A 16488-nucleotide genomic window follows, 5' to 3' on the forward strand; every position below is an offset into this window, starting at 1 on the left:
CATTTTCTAAAATTCGACTAGGATAGCACTGACATCATCATGCTGTTTAACATCTAAATTCGTGGCCTTGTTCTCCCAATTTCTAAGAGAATGAAGTGCACAGGAGAGAGTGACCTTGCCCTCTAGAATATCGGAGATAGAGTACAAGGAGTTGCTGAAAATACGTTCGAAACCATCTGAGAACAGTAAACATTTTTTGATTTCTTTTGTTTTATAGTGACACTCAAGAAACTGTGTTTGAAATGGTCCTTTTAGTGCCACTGTCCAGAAACCATCAGCTGTATTCATCACTTTACGGTTTTGCGTCATCTGTTTTTTGACAGCTTCCGTGCTATCTTGACCAGAACGTAAAGCTTCATTTTTAATGGCTTTTGTTAAATTTGAAAAATGTCTAATTCGATCATCGGTTAAAATTTTTATGTCACCTGTATGAAGTTGAATGACTAGAGTACAATCCCCAATTACATATCCATGGAGATGTTCATCCTCCGTTTGAATTCCCGCTAGGACAGCACACGGTAAAGTTGCTTCATCGAATTTCTTTAAAACACTTGAGTGAGAAGCGTTTAACTGATCTGTAATCTTTTTACAGATTTCAGGTAGGCTAACATCGCTGTTTAAAGGAATTTCTTTGGCAAGATGATCTGAAAGCCACTCTGCTTGAGAATGATAAGGTGAAATGGGGATGACTTGGATAGGGCTAGAGCCGTCAATCACTCCAGCTATGTTGTTAGCGCTAAAGATTCTATCTTCTCCCCATGAATGATTTGGGAAATCAAGGATTTGGTCTACTATTTTCATAATTTTACCTGAAATAAACAAGCCAACAATATAAAACAATGATCAAGGATAGAAGAATTATATTGTTGAGAAGAATAAATTTTTTAAAACGTTTTTCTAACTGTTGGTTTTCCATCTTACAAATGATCGATTCTTTTGAAATACTATACTGGAGAATCCGAATAAAGGAATCCTTTCTTTCACGATCTTCCAAATCGATTGCTTTTTTTATAAAGTGAAGACCGGCTGGATAATCACCAGAATAAGCTAGAAGTTTACCGTAAATATAGTAATTTTTAGGATAATCTTTTTTTAGTTCATTTGCTTTATGAATGGAGTCGATCGCTTCTTGAAGATGTGCCTTGTATCTTGAAGAATTGTTTTCTAATCCCAATGCTACCAGTTCCGAATAAGTAATATAGACTCCATAATTCTGTTGGATCTGTTGCCGAGCTTCATTCGCAAAACAAATAGCCTTATCTAGGTTTTCAAATTCATCAATCGTTTCATCATATTTAAACTTATAGTATTGAGATAATACGATGTTGTTGAAAGGATGATCTTGGAAGCTTGAGCTATATTGCTCGATGAAATGATACAATTTAGACTTTTCTTCTCGTCTGCGATAGAAGGTGAAGATAGTATAGTAGGCTAGAAATTGAATGTCATTTGCTTGGTCAGAATCTAATAATGGGATTAACTGTTTGTTGATTTTCTCTTCAGTTAACTTCTTGCAGATGTTTTTGATTTCGTCTGTAAAATGATCTTTTTTGTTTTGGGCAATGGTGTTAAAAATCTGGACATATTCTCCAAATTTCATCTGAGTTTGGGTGCTTGGAGAGAGTGAATCTTTGATGCTATTTAATAAACGATCTGGTTTTTCGTCATTGAAAGTTCTGATATAGTGTTTTTTTAAAACGGCCTGGATATCAGTTGGGATCTCAGAGGCTTTAGGATATTGAGTATCGTTAAATAATAGAGGAATGATATTCTTATGATGTGATAGAGCTAAGGCGATTTCTTTTCGAACCCAGTCAGAATCTTGTTGGATCCTCAATTGATGATTTGAATCTTTCATTCCAAAATAGGATTTGGTAACGATCAAAATCACATCATTACATTCTTCTAGGTGTTTTTTGATGGTCAAATCAAAATCATTTCCTGGATGGATGTCTTTCTGATCAAAGAAAACACGACACCCCGAATTGGTTAGTTTTTCTGAAAGAAAACGAGCATGCATTAAACCATCTTCTCGTCTGTAACTAATAAAAACATCTGTCATAAATGAAAACCTCTTTTGAAACCTTTAGCTACATACCATTATATCAAGAAAAGTGAGAAAAGAATTTTATTTATCTCCTTGTTAACGATTTAGACGATCAATTAGATGATATGTTTTTGTTAGTGGACTATGTCTTTTGCTTAGATACTATTTTACCAAAAGCTGTTCATGAAAGCATGGAAATTTCCATTTTACAAAATAGCTGAGTCTTGGATTTGAGTTTAGAAAAACCACCCTATCTTCCACAGTCAAACATGACTGTAGAAAATAGGGTGGATCTAGGATGTTAAGGCTTAGTTATCGTCTTTGTGAAAGATATTCTTCACGCCCTTGATAGCTCCTTCAACAGCTTCTTTTGCATCTTCAGCAACTTCTTTTGCTTTTGAAGCAACTTTTTCAGCAGTGCCTTCAGCTTCTGTTTTTTTATCGCCGGTTAATTTACCGAAGCCTTCTTTAACAGAGCCTTTTACTTGGTTCAATTTTTCTTCTAATGACATAGCGTCACCTCCGTTAAGTAAATAGTTTTTCAATCTGAATTTAAGACAGTTCATTTTAAAAATTAAAACTATTTAGCTCAGATTAATATAAGTATATGCTTTATGAAATGGAAAGTCAAATAATCGTTACGGTATTCTAAAAGTTAGAGTAAGTCCTTACGATTTCGTGAAAAAGAGGAATGAATAAGTCGTTGTCCTGTTTTCTTCTATCCTTGACTCTTCCCTCACTGCGTCGTATAATACTCTATATCAATGAAAAATCACCTTTTGTCATTGCGCAAAGGGTGATTTTATGAGTGTAAAAAGGAGACACAATGGGCTATATTTCTACAATTAAAACAGCTGTTCAGCTCTTTCCTTTCCTGGCCTTTTTGCTGACCGTACCCTACATGATTTTGAATTACCGAAAATATGGCTCGGTCAATAAATTGCGGGTGCTGATTTTCTATTCTTTTATGCTTTACTTGATGACGGTCTATCTGTTGGTGGTCTTGCCCCTGCCGGATCCAAGTAAGATCCATACCAGCTACTCGAAAATGATTAATCTTTATCCGTTTGCCTTTGTGGTGGATTTTTTCAAGGAGAGTCCTTTTGAATTAACACAGACAAGCACTTGGCTTCAGGCTCTTAAGCATCCGACTTTTTACGTACCGGCTTTTAATGTTTTGATGTTGATTCCTTTTGGGATGTATCTGCGCTATTATTTCAAGTGTGGCTTTAAGAAGACGATATTCCTGACGGCCCTCTTTAGTCTCTTTTTGGAGTTGACCCAGTTGTCAGGGCTCTATTTTCTATATCCGGGTCCCTACCGCCTAGCAGATGTCGATGATATTATTCAAAATACCACTGGTGGTGGAGTGGGTTATCTGCTTGGTTGGTTCCTGGTTTGGTTACTGCCAACACGAGATGAAATCGACCAGCATTCTTTCCGAGTGGGGACGAGAGTCTCTGGTCTTCGGATTGGACTTGCCTTCTTTATCGACTTTGTGATGCTATCCTTACTTTACGCGCTGATCGAGCGTTTAGGGGCGATTCCTTATGTAGCGGTTTTGGCTGTTTATTTTGGCCTGATTCCTTTGTGGCGGGGCAAAACCTTGGGAATGGCTTTGCTGAAATTCCGCCTGCATTTTGAAAAGCAAAAATGGCTTCGCACCATCTGGCGTGGGATCCTAGTAGTCGGCTATTTCTATCTGATTCCTCAGGGATTGTTCTATTTGATTTCGTTCTTGAACAGCGATTTGACGGATAATTCCCTCTTGACCCTATCCATGATCTTATTGCTCTTCTTTATGCTCTTATTGTACCTCATTCTCACCCTTGCCATCATCTTGCTCAATCGTCGTTTTGCATTTGACCGTTTAGCTGGAGCTGAGTATGAGAGTACGGTGTGTGTAAAGGAAGAGATCCTAAAGGATTGAACTGAATAGTTGATATAGGAGGCTGGGACAAAAGTCCTAGCCTCTCAATTATCTTTGGATTGTCGAGCAAGCCGCAGTGGTTGAGTGGGCTCTACTACGCTGATTTCATCAGCTTTTACAGCCCTACTCAACTGTGCGGAGGTGGGACGACGAAATCGAATTCTAACGAATGACCGATTTCTGTCCCACTCTCTTTTTTAAATACGCGGAAAATATACGAACGTTTCCAGTTGAGAAGGGCGATTTTAAGGGGAATGTGCTACAATGGAAGCAAATAGATAGAATGGAGCAGTGAAATGAAAGCAATTATTACAGTCGTCGGAAAAGACCAAAAAGGAATCGTAGCCGGTGTCGCAACGAAAGTGGCAGAGTTGGGACTCAATATCGACGATATTTCTCAAACCGTATTGGATGAATACTTTACCATGATGGCGGTCGTCTCATCAGATGAGAAAAAAGATTTCACCCAGCTTCGTTCAGAATTGGAAGAATTCGGTCAGTCTCTTCATGTGAAAATTAACATCCAAAGTGCTGCGATTTTTGATGCCATGCACAATTTGTAAGATAGGGGTTGAGAATTTATGGACATTAAACAGGTAACAGAAACCATTGCCATGATTGAGGAACAGAACTTTGATGTTCGGACCATCACCATGGGGATTTCGCTTCTAGATTGTATTGATCCAGATATCGATAAGGCAGCAGAAAAAGTCTACCAAAAGATTGTGACAAAGGCTAAGGATCTTGTGGCCGTTGGGGACGAAATTGCGGCAGAACTGGGGATTCCGATTGTCAACAAGCGGGTTTCGGTCACTCCGATTTCCATTATCGGAGCAGCGACCGATGCGACAGATTATGTACCTTTTGCCAAGGCGCTAGATCGTGCGGCGAAAGAGATCGGAATTAACTTTATCGGTGGCTTCTCAGCCTTGGTTCAAAAAGGCTACCAAAAAGGGGATGAGATCCTTATCAATTCTATTCCTCGCGCTCTAGCAGAGACCGATTTTGTCTGCTCTTCAGTCAATATCGGATCGACCAAGACAGGGATCAATATGACAGCTGTCCGAGATATGGGCCGTATCATTAAAGAAGCTTCCCAAGCAGATCCAATGGGGCCAGGGAAACTGGTGGTCTTTGCCAATGCAGTAGAAGATAATCCATTTATGGCGGGTGCCTTTCATGGTGTCGGTGAAGCGGATGTCGTCATCAACGTTGGGGTTTCAGGACCTGGTGTTGTCCAACGGGCCATTGAAAAAGTTCCTGGTGCAAGCTTTGATGTTTTGGCTGAAACCATCAAGAAAACAGCCTTCAAGATTACCCGTGTTGGCCAATTAGTCGGTCAAATGGCTAGTGAGCGCCTTGGTGTGGAGTTTGGGATCGTCGACTTGTCTCTCGCGCCAACACCAGCTGTTGGGGATTCGGTTGCCCGTGTCCTTGAAGCGATGGGGCTTGAAGTAGTCGGAACCCATGGAACTACAGCAGCGCTCGCTCTGCTCAATGACCAAGTGAAAAAGGGCGGCATCATGGCTTGTAACCAAGTCGGTGGGCTGTCAGGTGCCTTCATTCCGGTCTCAGAAGATGAAGGGATGATTGCGGCGGTCCAATCGGGTCATATCAACCTGGAAAAATTGGAAGCCATGACGGCCATCTGCTCCGTTGGTCTGGATATGATTGCCATCCCAGCTGATACTCCAGCTACGACCATTGCAGCCATGATCGCAGATGAAGCAGCTATTGGGGTGATCAACCAAAAAACAACAGCGGTTCGAATCATTCCTTATGGCAAGGAAGGGGATATGTTGGAATTAGGTGGCCTGCTTGGATATGCTCCTGTAATGAAGGTGAACAAGGCTTCGTCAGCTGATTTTATTGCCCGTGGTGGTCAAATCCCAGCTCCGGTTCATAGCTTTAAAAACTAAGAGAAATCTAGTATAATAGAAGAAAATAGAAAAGTCTGTGATGATGAAACTCCAGACTTTTTTCATTGTACAAAGGAGAGCAGAATGGCTAAGACAAATTTATATGTTATCCGTCATGGTAAAACTATGTTTAACACGATGGGGCGAGCCCAAGGATGGTCCGATACCCCATTAACACCAGAAGGAGAGCGAGGAATTCAAGCTTTGGGAATTGGGCTACGTGAGTCCGGCTTGGACTTCACTCATGCTTATTCCAGTGATTCTGGACGCGCCATTCAGACCATGGGAATTATTCTCGATGAGTTGGGATTGAAAGATCAAATTCCCCATCGGTTTGACAAGCGGATCCGTGAATGGTGTTTTGGAAGTTTTGACGGAGCTTATGGAGGCGAGCTCTTTCATGGAGTTATTCCACGTTTGCTTCATATTACCAATTATAAAGACCTCTCTCTAGAAGATTTGGTCAATGGCATCTACCAAGTCGATACAGCTGGCTGGGCTGAAACTTGGGAAGCAGTCAGCCACCGAATTTTAGAAGGTTTTACCGCAATTGCCAAAGCAGTAGAAGAGCAAGGGGGTGGAAATGCCCTAGTGGTAAGCCATAGCTGGACGATTCAGACCCTCATCTGTTTGTTGCAGGCAAAAGCCAATCTGAATCTGCCACTACCAAACGGAAGTGTCAGTCTCTTAGAATATGAAGATGGCCAATTTACAGTCCGCTCAATCGGAGATGCAAGTTATCGACAAATAGGTGAAGCCATACAGAAAGACTAAACGATCAGAAAAAGGCTATTTTTCATGGTGGGATGCTGTATAGGCGAAAAATGTAAGAGCTTTCCGTCTGTCTGATAGGAAAACATGATATAATAAAGTGGACAAATACGGAGGAATACAATGACAAAAACCAGATTATACATTGCCCGTCATGGAAAAACCATGTTTAATACCTTGGGACGTGCTCAAGGGTGGTCTGATACACCCCTGACACAAGAAGGAGAACGGGGCGTTCAAGAACTAGGAATTGGCCTAAAAAAGGCTGGACTTGACTTTGATCAAGCCGTTTCGAGTGACTCTGGCCGTGCGATTCAGAGTATGGGCATCATCCTTGACGAGATGGGCCTGGCCGGTAAGATCCCTTATCGCTATGATAAGCGTATCCGTGAGTGGTGCTTTGGTAGCTTTGATGGTGCTTATGATGGAGACCTCTTTTTTGGTGTTCTCCCTCGGGTTTTTCAAATTGATGATTTTAGAAAACTAAGTCTAATGGAAATGGCTGAAGGCATTGTTGAAGTGGACACTACAGGCTGGGCAGAATCCTGGGAAAAATTGAGCAAACGGATCAAAGAAGGTTTTGAAGCGATTGCCAAGGACTTAGAAGCAGCAGGCGGTGGCAATGCCATTGTGGTCAGCCACGGTATGACGATTACGACCCTAATCTACTTGATTGATCCAAAAGCTGTCGAAGAATTGGTCTTGGACAACGGAAGTGTGACGGTTTTAGCCTATGAAGATGGAGTATTTACTATCGAAAAAATTGGGGATATGTCCTATCGTAAAGTTGGCGCAAAACTCCTAGAGGGAAGCTATGAGTAAAAAATACAAACGAGCACGGAAAAAGCGCAAGAAATGGTGGCCTTACCTATTGAGTTTCTTTCTTTTTGTGGTTCTTGGATCAGGAATTGGTGTTTACTTAGCTAAACCAAGCTTGTTTTCGGGACTTCAGTTTTGGAAGGCTAAAAACACAGCTGTAACGACTCCCTCTTCTTCTAAAAAAAAGAAAGAAAAATCAGATTTACCAGCCGTTTCGACCAAAGACTGGCAGTTGATCTTGGTCAACCGTGACAATGTGAAGCCAGAGTTGAACCCACAATTGACAGATGTAGATGCTATCAAAGTGGATAGTCGGATTGTAGAACCAACTCGTCAATTCTTAGAAGCAGCTCGAAAAATCGCCCCAGAAGAAACCTTGATATCAGGTTATCGAAGCGTGGCCGAACAAACAGAGCTCTATAATGAGCGTGTTGCGCAACTAGAGGCTAGTGGTCTTTCGCATGAAGAAGCTGAAAAGCAGGTACAGACTCAGGTGCAGGTCCCTGGTGCTAGTGAACACCAGACGGGGCTTGCCATTGATATGAGTGTCGAAGCTGGTCAAAGTGATGAGTTGGGCATGCAGCTGGCTGCCATCGCACCGCAATATGGCTTTGTCCTTCGCTACCCAGATGGGAAGAGCAACATCACGGGTGTGAATTTTGAGAATTGGCATTTCCGTTATGTTGGCGTAGAAAATGCCCAGTATATGGCCAAACATCAGCTAGTATTGGAAGAATATATTCAACTATTGAAAAAGGCTGGAAAATAGAAGGAGATTCACTTCTCTAGGTCTTCAGAATGATTTTTAGCACTCTTGAAAAAAGAGTGCTAATTTTTTGGATTTTTCTCTTGACTTTCTTTTGGATGGGTGTATAATAGAATCATGGTTTAGCACTTGGGTATTTAGAGTGCTAAATACGAAAGAGAGGTGAGGTCATGGTTACAGAACGTCAAAATGAGATTCTAAATCTTGTTGTCGATATCTTTACCAAGACCCACGAACCAGTCGGTTCAAAAGCATTGCAAGATGTCATTCAATCCAGTAGTGCTACTATCCGAAACGACATGGCTGCCCTCGAAAAACAAGGCTTACTAGAAAAGGCTCACACTTCGAGTGGCCGAATGCCTAGCCGGGCTGGTTTTCAATATTTTGTTCAGAACTCGCTGGATCTAGAGTTGATTGATGAACAAGATGTCTACCAGGTGGTGAAAGCCTTTGATTTCGAAGCCTTTAAGTTAGACGATATTTTGGATGCTACGGCTAAGTTACTCGCCCAGATGACGGGTTACACCGCAGTGATTCAGGATGTTGAGCCGACACGTCAGCGCTTGACTGGTTTTGAGATTGTTCCATTATCCAATCACGATGCCTTAGCGGTTCTGACCTTGGATGAATCAAAGCCTGTCACCGTCCAGTTTGCCATTCCAAAGAATTTCTTAGCCAGTGATTTGGAAATCTTCCATCAGCTGGTTCGAGAGCGTTTCATTGGAAATACGGTCTTGGATATCCACTACCGCTTGCGAACGGAGATTCCACAGATTGTACAGCGCTATTTCAAGACGACAGATAATGTCTTGGATCTGTTTGATTACGTCTTCTCGCAACTGTTTCAAGAACTGGTCTTTGTAGAAGGAAAGGTTTCATCCTTAACCTACGCCGATCTTCAGACTTATCAGTTCTTAGATAATCCCCAACATGTAGCCTTGGAGTTACGAGGGGGAATGCCAGAAGATCAAATGACCCAGATCCTGGTTGCAGAATCCCAAGAGAAGGCCTTGAAAAATGTGACAGTGATTAGCCACAAGTTCCTGGTTCCTTATCGTGGGATGGCCCTCATGCATGTGATCGGTCCTGTAGAGATGGATTACAGGCGTGTTGTGAGTCTCGTCAATGTCATCGGACGAGTCCTCGTCATGAAGTTGACGGATTACTACCGTTACCTCAACAGCAACCATTATGAAGTAAATTAAGACCAAATGAAAGGGGTGTATGCCTTGACAGAAGATATCAAAAAAGAAGACCTGAAAGAAGAGGAAGTTGCCCAAACAACTGAAGAAGTTGTAGAGGAAAGCAACCAACCTTCTGAATTAGAAGAAGCGCAAGCGCGTGCCGAGGAATTTGAAAATAAATACCTTCGTGCTCATGCAGAAATGCAAAACATTCAGCGCCGTGCCAATGAAGAACGTCAACAATTACAAAAATACCGTAGCCAAGATTTGGCAAAAGCGATCTTACCATCACTGGACAACCTCGAACGTGCCCTTGCCGTTGAAGGGTTAACAGATGATGTGAAGAAGGGCTTAGAAATGGTCCAAGAGAGTTTGGTACATGCTCTGAAGGAAGAAGGAATCGAAGAAATTCCAGCGGACGGAGCCTTTGACCATAACTACCACATGGCCATCCAAACCATGCCTGCAGATGACGAGCATCCAGCAGACACCATCGCACAAGTCTTCCAAAAAGGCTACAAACTCCATGACCGCATCTTAAGACCGGCTATGGTAGTTGTCTACAATTAGGCTAAAGAACTTAAAAAACCTTGTCCGAAACGACAATAAACTATGAAAGAAAGATAAGACGCAAGCCGGAGGCTTGCAAGGAAGATATTTCCCGCCGTGGTGAAAGTTTCAGTAGCTTGTGCTACTGAAACAGGGGATTTTTGAGACAATAGGCTCAAAAATAAGTGATGAAATCCCGTAGGGAGTTGCTCACGTCCCCACCACTTAAGGGAAGTATCAAAAAGAAAATAAAAATAAAAAGAGGAAAAAATAATGAGCAAAATTATCGGTATTGACTTAGGTACAACAAACTCAGCAGTAGCAGTTCTTGAAGGAACTGAATCAAAAATTATCGCAAACCCAGAAGGAAACCGCACAACACCTTCAGTAGTATCCTTCAAAAACGGTGAAATCATCGTTGGTGACGCTGCAAAACGTCAAGCAGTCACAAATCCAGATACAGTCATCTCTATCAAATCTAAGATGGGTACTTCTGAAAAAGTTTCTGCTAACGGTAAAGAATACACACCACAAGAAATCTCAGCTATGATCCTTCAATACTTGAAAGGTTATGCTGAAGATTACCTTGGTGAAAAAGTAACCAAAGCTGTTATCACAGTTCCAGCTTACTTCAACGATGCTCAACGTCAAGCAACTAAAGACGCTGGTAAAATCGCTGGTCTTGAAGTAGAACGTATCGTTAACGAACCAACTGCAGCAGCCCTTGCTTACGGCTTGGATAAGACAGATAAAGAAGAAAAAATCTTGGTATTCGACCTTGGTGGTGGTACATTTGACGTGTCTATCCTTGAATTGGGTGACGGTGTCTTCGATGTATTGGCAACTGCAGGGGATAACAAACTCGGTGGTGATAACTTTGACCAAAAAATTATTGATTACATGGTTGAAGAATTCAAGAAAGAAAATGGTATCGACTTGTCAACAGACAAGATGGCTCTTCAACGTTTGAAAGATGCAGCTGAAAAAGCTAAGAAAGACCTTTCTGGTGTCACTTCAACTCAAATCAGCTTGCCATTCATCACCGCTGGTGCTGCTGGACCTCTTCACTTGGAAATGACCTTGACTCGTGCTAAATTCGACGATTTAACTCGTGAACTTGTAGATCGTACAAAAACTCCAGTTCGTCAAGCTCTTTCAGATGCAGGTTTGAGCTTGTCAGAAATCGAAGAAGTCATCCTTGTTGGTGGTTCAACTCGTATCCCAGCTGTTGTAGAAGCTGTTAAGGCTGAAACTGGTAAAGAACCAAACAAATCAGTGAACCCTGATGAAGTGGTTGCTATGGGTGCTGCGATCCAAGGTGGTGTCATCACTGGTGATGTCAAAGACGTTGTCCTTCTTGACGTAACTCCATTGTCACTTGGTATCGAAACAATGGGTGGAGTATTTACAAAACTTATCGACCGCAACACTACGATTCCAACATCTAAATCACAAGTCTTCTCAACTGCAGCAGACAACCAACCAGCCGTTGATATCCACGTTCTTCAAGGTGAACGCCCAATGGCAGCAGATAACAAGACTCTTGGACGTTTCCAATTGACAGATATCCCAGCTGCACCTCGTGGTATTCCACAAATCGAAGTAACATTTGACATCGATAAGAACGGTATCGTATCTGTTAAAGCCAAAGATCTTGGAACTCAAAAAGAACAAACAATCGTTATCCAATCTAACTCAGGTTTGACAGACGAAGAAATCGACCGCATGATGAAAGATGCAGAAGCAAACGCTGAAGCAGATAAGAAACGTAAAGAAGAAATTGACCTTCGTAACGAAGTAGACCAAGCTATCTTTGCGACTGAAAAGACAATCAAGGAAACTGAAGGCAAAGGTTTCGATGCAGAACGTGATGCTGCCCAAGCTGCCCTTGATGACCTTAAGAAAGCGCAAGAAGACAACAACTTGGACGAAATGAAAGCAAAACTTGAAGCATTGAACGAAAAAGCTCAAGCCCTTGCCGTTAAACTCTACGAACAAGCCGCAGCAGCACAACAAGCTCAAGCAGGAGCAGAAGGCGCACAAACAACAGGAAACGCAGGCGGCGATGACGTCGTAGACGGAGAGTTTACGGAAAAGTAAGATGCAAAGCCCGTTAAAACCTCACAGTGAAAATAGGAAATCTGACGCAGAAACTTTAGTTTTTAGGAAGATTTGTCTTTTTCACCAAGAGGTTAGGGCGTGCTCGATTTAAGCTGAAACTCAATTCAGCCTTACTAGTAAATGATGAAAAGAAATCCAGAGGTTGCAACCCAGCCTCTGTTTTTCGGTAAAATAGAGGATGTTGCGTATGAAAAAAGTACTTTGTATCATTTATCCTAATTTTTCTCTTTATGAGATAACTGCTTTAACGAGTACTTTAGCTCTGTCTTTTGATATTACGATTGATTATGCCGCTTCAGATCATTCAATGGTGGTCTCTGAGGATGGCTTGCCCTGTCAACCAACGAAAACACTAGATCAAATCCGTATAGAAGAGTATTCTTGCGTGATTTTGCCAGGAATGGTTAACATTGGACCTGCTCTACAGGATGAAAAATTGATTTCGTTTTTGAGAGATCTTGGTGAGCGAGATATCTTAATTGCAGCCATTTCTTCAGCGCCTCTTTTATTGGCGAAAGCAGGCTTGTTGAACGATACGAAATTTACAGGTGGAATTTGGCAAAACTTCTTTGATTATTTTGAATTTCTTCCACGTGAAAATTTCCAACCCGAACTGGTTGTGCAAGATAAACAAATCATTACGGCTATCGGTTTTGCACATCGAGAGTTTGCAAGAAAAGTGATTCTAAGTCTAGGGTTGGCAGAGAATACGGACAACTATTTTAAAGAACAAAACGAGTATACAGAAGAGGATTTGATATATACTCTATCAGACCAAGAGTTTGATCAAGTGAAGCAGAGTATAGAAAACAGCCTCTAAAGATGTACATGAAAATAAAAGAAAGGAACAAAGAGTGTTCGCAACTGAACACGGGTTCCCAAAAATTCTGATTTAATATAAAAGAAAGGAACTGAACCCGACCTAAATTCTCGGAAAAAAGATAAATCTGTCTAGGAGCATCGCTCCGGCGTCAGATTTCCTATTTTTCGGTCGAATTTTACGGTCTTGGTATCTTAAATGAACAATTCTGAATTTTATGACCGTTTGGGCGTTTCAAAGAATGCATCTCAAGATGAGATCAAGAAAGCCTATCGGAAATTATCTAAAAAATATCACCCAGATATCAACAAGGAACCTGGTGCTGAGGAAAAGTACAAGGAAGTTCAAGAAGCTTATGAGACTTTAAGTGACGAGCAAAAACGAGCTGCTTATGACCAATATGGTGCTGCAGGTGCTAATGGTGGCTTCGGTGGTGGAGCTGGTGGCTTTGGTGGCTTTGATGGCGCTGGTTTTGGTGGCTTTGAAGACATCTTCTCTAGCTTCTTTGGAGGCGGTGCAAGTCGTAATCCAAATGCACCTCGTCAAGGGGATGACCTCCAATACCGTGTCAATCTCAAGTTTGAAGAAGCAATTTTCGGTGTTGAAAAAGAAGTGAAGTACAATCGAGAATCCAGCTGTCATACTTGTCATGGCTCTGGGGCAAAACCAGGGACGAGTCCAGTGACTTGTGGTCGCTGTCATGGTTCTGGTGTCATCAATGTAGATACGCAAACCCCTCTTGGTATGATGCGCCGTCAAGTGACCTGTGATGTCTGTCATGGTCGTGGTCAAGAAATCAAAGATCCATGTACGACTTGTCGTGGAACAGGTCATGAAAAGCAAGCCCATAGCGTGAACGTCAAGATTCCTGCAGGAGTTGAAACAGGTCAACAAATCCGTTTAGCGGGTCAAGGTGAAGCAGGATTTAATGGTGGACCTTATGGTGATTTGTATGTCGTTGTCAGTGTAGAGCCAAGTAATCAGTTTGAACGGGATGGTTCAACTATCTACTACAAGTTAGACTTGAACTTTGTCCAAGCGGCACTTGGAGATACGGTCCATGTGCCAACTGTTCATGGAGATGTCGATTTGGTGATTCCTGAAGGGACCCAAACCGGTAAGAAATTCCGCCTCCGTGGAAAAGGAGCACCTAGTCTTCGTGGTGGTGCTATGGGAGACCAATATGTATCAGTCAATGTTGTCACCCCAACTGGTCTAAATGACAAGCAAAAAGAAGCCCTTCAAGCCTTTGCGGAAGCGGGGGATATCAAGGTTAACCCAAAGAAAAAAGGCTTCTTTGATAAGGTCAAAGATGCCTTGGATGACTTATAAACAATGAAGAGGCTGGGACAAAAGTCCTAGCCTCTCAATTGTCTTTGAATTGTCCAGCAAGACGCAGTGGTTGAGTGGGCTCTACTAGGCTGATTTCATCAGCTTTTACAGCCCTACTCAACTGTGCGGAGGTGGGACGACGAAATCGAATTCTAACGAATGACCGATTTCTGTCCCACTCTCTCTTTTTTTATTTTACAAACTGTACCCGGACAGTTTGATTTTTCCACTCTTGTAACCCCTTCTATATCCTGTTAAAATAAAACCATGACACGATACAAAGCAACCATTTCGTATGACGGGACCTTGTTTGCAGGGTTTCAACGCCAACCGCATGCCCGCAGTGTGCAAGAAGAAATCGAAAAGACCTTGACGCGTCTCAATCAAGGAAAGCCAGTGATGATTCATGGTGCCGGCCGAACGGATTCAGGTGTCCATGCTCTTGGTCAGGTCATCCATTTTGATCTCCCTCAAGTTCGGGATGAGGAGAAGCTCCGCTTTGCCCTAGATACCCAAACACCTGAGGATATCGATGTGATTCGTGTTGAGACGGTTTCAGATGATTTCCATTCGCGCTACAATAAGCACAGCAAGACCTATGAATTTATCGTGGATTATGGTCGTCCTAAAAATCCAATGATGCGCCATTATGCAACTCACTACCCTTATCCGTTGGATGTAGACAAGATGCAAGTGGCCATCAAAAAATTGGAAGGGACTCATGACTTCACTGGTTTTACCGCTTCGGGAACCAGCGTGGAGGATAAGGTTCGCACGATTACAGAGGCTTGCTTGGTCGAGGATGCCAACCATCATCGCCTACTCTTTACCTTTTCAGGCAATGGCTTTCTCTACAAGCAAATCCGTAATATGGTGGGAACTTTGCTAAAGATCGGAAATGATCGGATGCCGATCGAGCAGATCGATCTGATTTTGGAAAAGAAGGACCGCAATCTCGCAGGTCCAACAGCAGCGCCCAATGGCTTATATTTAAAGGAGATACGCTATGAGTAATGAATTAATTCTCGCAATTTCAGGAAATGATATTTTTAGTGGGGGAGGTCTTCATGCGGACCTTGCAACCTATACAACCAACAAACAGCATGGCTTTGTGGCGGTGACTTGTTTGACAGCCATGACCGAACATGGTTTTGAAGTGATTCCGGTAGATCCAACCACTTTCGCTCAACAACTGGGTTCCCTCAAAGATGTTCCTTTCTCTGCTATTAAACTCGGCCTCTTGCCAAATGTCCAAGTGGCAGACCTAGCTTTGGACTATGTCAAAGCTCATGCAGATATCCCAGTAGTGCTCGATCCTGTCTTGGTTTGCAAGGAAAGCCACGATGTGGAAGTTTCAGCTCTTCGAGACGAATTGATCAAGTTCTTCCCTTATGTGACCATCATTACGCCAAACCTACCAGAAGCTGAGATCTTGACCCAAAGCAAGATTCAATCGCTCGACGATATGAAAGAGGCAGCGCGCAAGCTCCACGAATTAGGAGCGGCGAATGTCGTGGTCAAAGGTGGCAATCGTCTCAATAAAGAAAAGGCTATCGATGTCTTTTATGATGGTACAGACTTCACCGTCATTGAAGAGCCAGTCTTGGAAAAGAACAATACAGGAGCTGGTTGTACCTTTGCGTCTAGCATTTCCAGCCAGTTGGTGAAAGGGAAATCACCGTTTGAAGCTGTTAAAGCCTCTAAAGACTTTGTCTTCCAAGCGATTCAACATTCAGACCAGTATGGAGTAGTACAATATGACATCTAATCGAACTCAACTCATTGCCCGCCTTTCCATTTTGACAGCTTTGACAGTTGTACTTGGCTACTATACCAAACTCCCAACTCCCACAGGGATCGTCACCCTGCTAGATCTGGGTGTTTATTTCACGGCCTTCTATTTTGGACGCAAGGAAGGCGCTATTGTTGGTGGTGTCGGGGCCTTTTTACTCGACCTCATCTCAGGTTATCCTCAGTGGATGTTCTTTAGTCTCCTCTTTCACGGGGGACAAGGCTATTTCGCTGGCTTCAAGGGAAAAGCTCGTTACCTAGGCTTGCTTCTTGCGACAGTCGTCATGGTAGGCGGTTACGCACTAGCTTCTGCTCTCTTTTTAGGCAATGGCTGGGGAGCTGCTATCTCGGATATTCCAAATAACCTTGCTCAAAACTTTGTCGGAATGGCTTTAGGCTATGTAGTCTATTATGCCTTCCAAAAGAAAGGAAGCTAACT

Annotated in this window: 17 protein-coding genes; 14 read left to right on the forward strand and 3 right to left on the reverse strand. The window is 42.4% G+C overall.

Features of this window, described 5'->3' with window-relative positions; genetic code table 11:
* Positions 1-6 precede the first annotated feature (6 nt).
* The 3 genes from JX304_RS01270 to JX304_RS01280 form a co-directional block, all read right to left on the reverse strand.
* The gene (locus JX304_RS01270) at positions 7-801 is read right to left on the reverse strand and encodes a protein phosphatase 2C domain-containing protein (RefSeq protein WP_205010911.1); all 795 of its coding nucleotides are present in this window, start codon (positions 799-801) and stop codon (positions 7-9) included.
* A gap of 4 nt (positions 802-805) precedes the next feature.
* The gene (locus JX304_RS01275; RefSeq protein ID WP_205010912.1) at positions 806-2062 is read right to left on the reverse strand and encodes a toll/interleukin-1 receptor domain-containing protein; all 1257 of its coding nucleotides are present in this window, start codon (positions 2060-2062) and stop codon (positions 806-808) included.
* A 293-nt stretch (positions 2063-2355) separates the two neighbouring features.
* Positions 2356-2559 carry a CsbD family protein gene (locus JX304_RS01280; protein WP_070660735.1) on the reverse strand — a complete coding sequence of 68 codons (204 nt, stop codon included), beginning with the start codon at positions 2557-2559 and terminating at the stop codon, positions 2356-2358.
* Positions 2560-2873: 314 nt separating this feature from the next.
* Between JX304_RS01280 and JX304_RS01285 the strand changes: the two genes are divergently transcribed.
* The 14 genes from JX304_RS01285 (at position 2874) to JX304_RS01350 (ending at position 16486) form a co-directional block, all read left to right on the forward strand.
* Positions 2874-3977 (forward strand): VanZ family protein, encoded by a 1104-nt coding sequence (locus JX304_RS01285; protein ID WP_205010913.1) that lies wholly within the window; start codon positions 2874-2876, stop codon positions 3975-3977.
* Positions 3978-4273: 296 nt separating this feature from the next.
* Complete coding sequence (locus JX304_RS01290) at positions 4274-4540, forward strand: ACT domain-containing protein (RefSeq protein ID WP_003004214.1); 267 nt, start codon at positions 4274-4276, stop codon at positions 4538-4540.
* 18 nt (positions 4541-4558) lie between these two features.
* Positions 4559-5896 (forward strand): PFL family protein, encoded by a 1338-nt coding sequence (locus tag JX304_RS01295; protein ID WP_205010914.1) that lies wholly within the window; start codon positions 4559-4561, stop codon positions 5894-5896.
* Positions 5897-5980: 84 nt separating this feature from the next.
* Positions 5981-6670 (forward strand): histidine phosphatase family protein, encoded by a 690-nt coding sequence (locus JX304_RS01300; protein ID WP_205010915.1) that lies wholly within the window; start codon positions 5981-5983, stop codon positions 6668-6670.
* 120 nt (positions 6671-6790) lie between these two features.
* Complete coding sequence (locus JX304_RS01305) at positions 6791-7489, forward strand: histidine phosphatase family protein (RefSeq protein ID WP_205010916.1); 699 nt, start codon at positions 6791-6793, stop codon at positions 7487-7489.
* Positions 7482-8255, forward strand: coding sequence for a M15 family metallopeptidase (locus JX304_RS01310; RefSeq protein WP_205010917.1), 774 nt, complete (start codon positions 7482-7484; stop codon positions 8253-8255). Before JX304_RS01305 ends, JX304_RS01310 begins: the two co-directional genes overlap by 8 nt.
* A 167-nt stretch (positions 8256-8422) precedes the next feature.
* Complete coding sequence (hrcA, locus tag JX304_RS01315; RefSeq protein ID WP_205010918.1) at positions 8423-9457, forward strand: heat-inducible transcriptional repressor HrcA; 1035 nt, start codon at positions 8423-8425, stop codon at positions 9455-9457.
* 24 nt (positions 9458-9481) lie between these two features.
* The gene (gene grpE / locus JX304_RS01320) at positions 9482-10006 is read left to right on the forward strand and encodes a nucleotide exchange factor GrpE (RefSeq protein WP_345770904.1); all 525 of its coding nucleotides are present in this window, start codon (positions 9482-9484) and stop codon (positions 10004-10006) included.
* Between the two features lie 252 nt (positions 10007-10258).
* Positions 10259-12085, forward strand: coding sequence for a molecular chaperone DnaK (gene dnaK / locus JX304_RS01325; protein WP_205010920.1), 1827 nt, complete (start codon positions 10259-10261; stop codon positions 12083-12085).
* Between the two features lie 208 nt (positions 12086-12293).
* A complete protein-coding gene (locus tag JX304_RS01330) occupies positions 12294-12926 on the forward strand; it encodes a DJ-1/PfpI family protein (RefSeq protein WP_205010921.1) in 633 nt (210 codons plus the stop codon).
* 198 nt (positions 12927-13124) lie between these two features.
* On the forward strand, positions 13125-14258 hold the full coding sequence (dnaJ, locus tag JX304_RS01335) for a molecular chaperone DnaJ (RefSeq protein ID WP_205010922.1): 1134 nt from the start codon (positions 13125-13127) through the stop codon (positions 14256-14258).
* A 267-nt stretch (positions 14259-14525) separates the two neighbouring features.
* Positions 14526-15272 (forward strand): tRNA pseudouridine(38-40) synthase TruA, encoded by a 747-nt coding sequence (truA, locus tag JX304_RS01340; protein ID WP_205010923.1) that lies wholly within the window; start codon positions 14526-14528, stop codon positions 15270-15272.
* Positions 15265-16026: a bifunctional hydroxymethylpyrimidine kinase/phosphomethylpyrimidine kinase gene (locus JX304_RS01345; protein WP_205010924.1), complete on the forward strand. Its 762-nt coding sequence runs from the start codon at positions 15265-15267 to the stop codon at positions 16024-16026. The genes truA and JX304_RS01345 overlap by 8 nt, the downstream gene beginning before the upstream one ends.
* Positions 16016-16486 carry an ECF transporter S component gene (locus JX304_RS01350; RefSeq protein WP_003010175.1) on the forward strand — a complete coding sequence of 157 codons (471 nt, stop codon included), beginning with the start codon at positions 16016-16018 and terminating at the stop codon, positions 16484-16486. Before JX304_RS01345 ends, JX304_RS01350 begins: the two co-directional genes overlap by 11 nt.
* Positions 16487-16488: the final 2 nt, after the last annotated feature.

Source organism: Streptococcus parasanguinis, assembly GCF_901875555.1.
In the GTDB taxonomy this organism is placed as follows: domain Bacteria; phylum Bacillota; class Bacilli; order Lactobacillales; family Streptococcaceae; genus Streptococcus; species Streptococcus parasanguinis_H.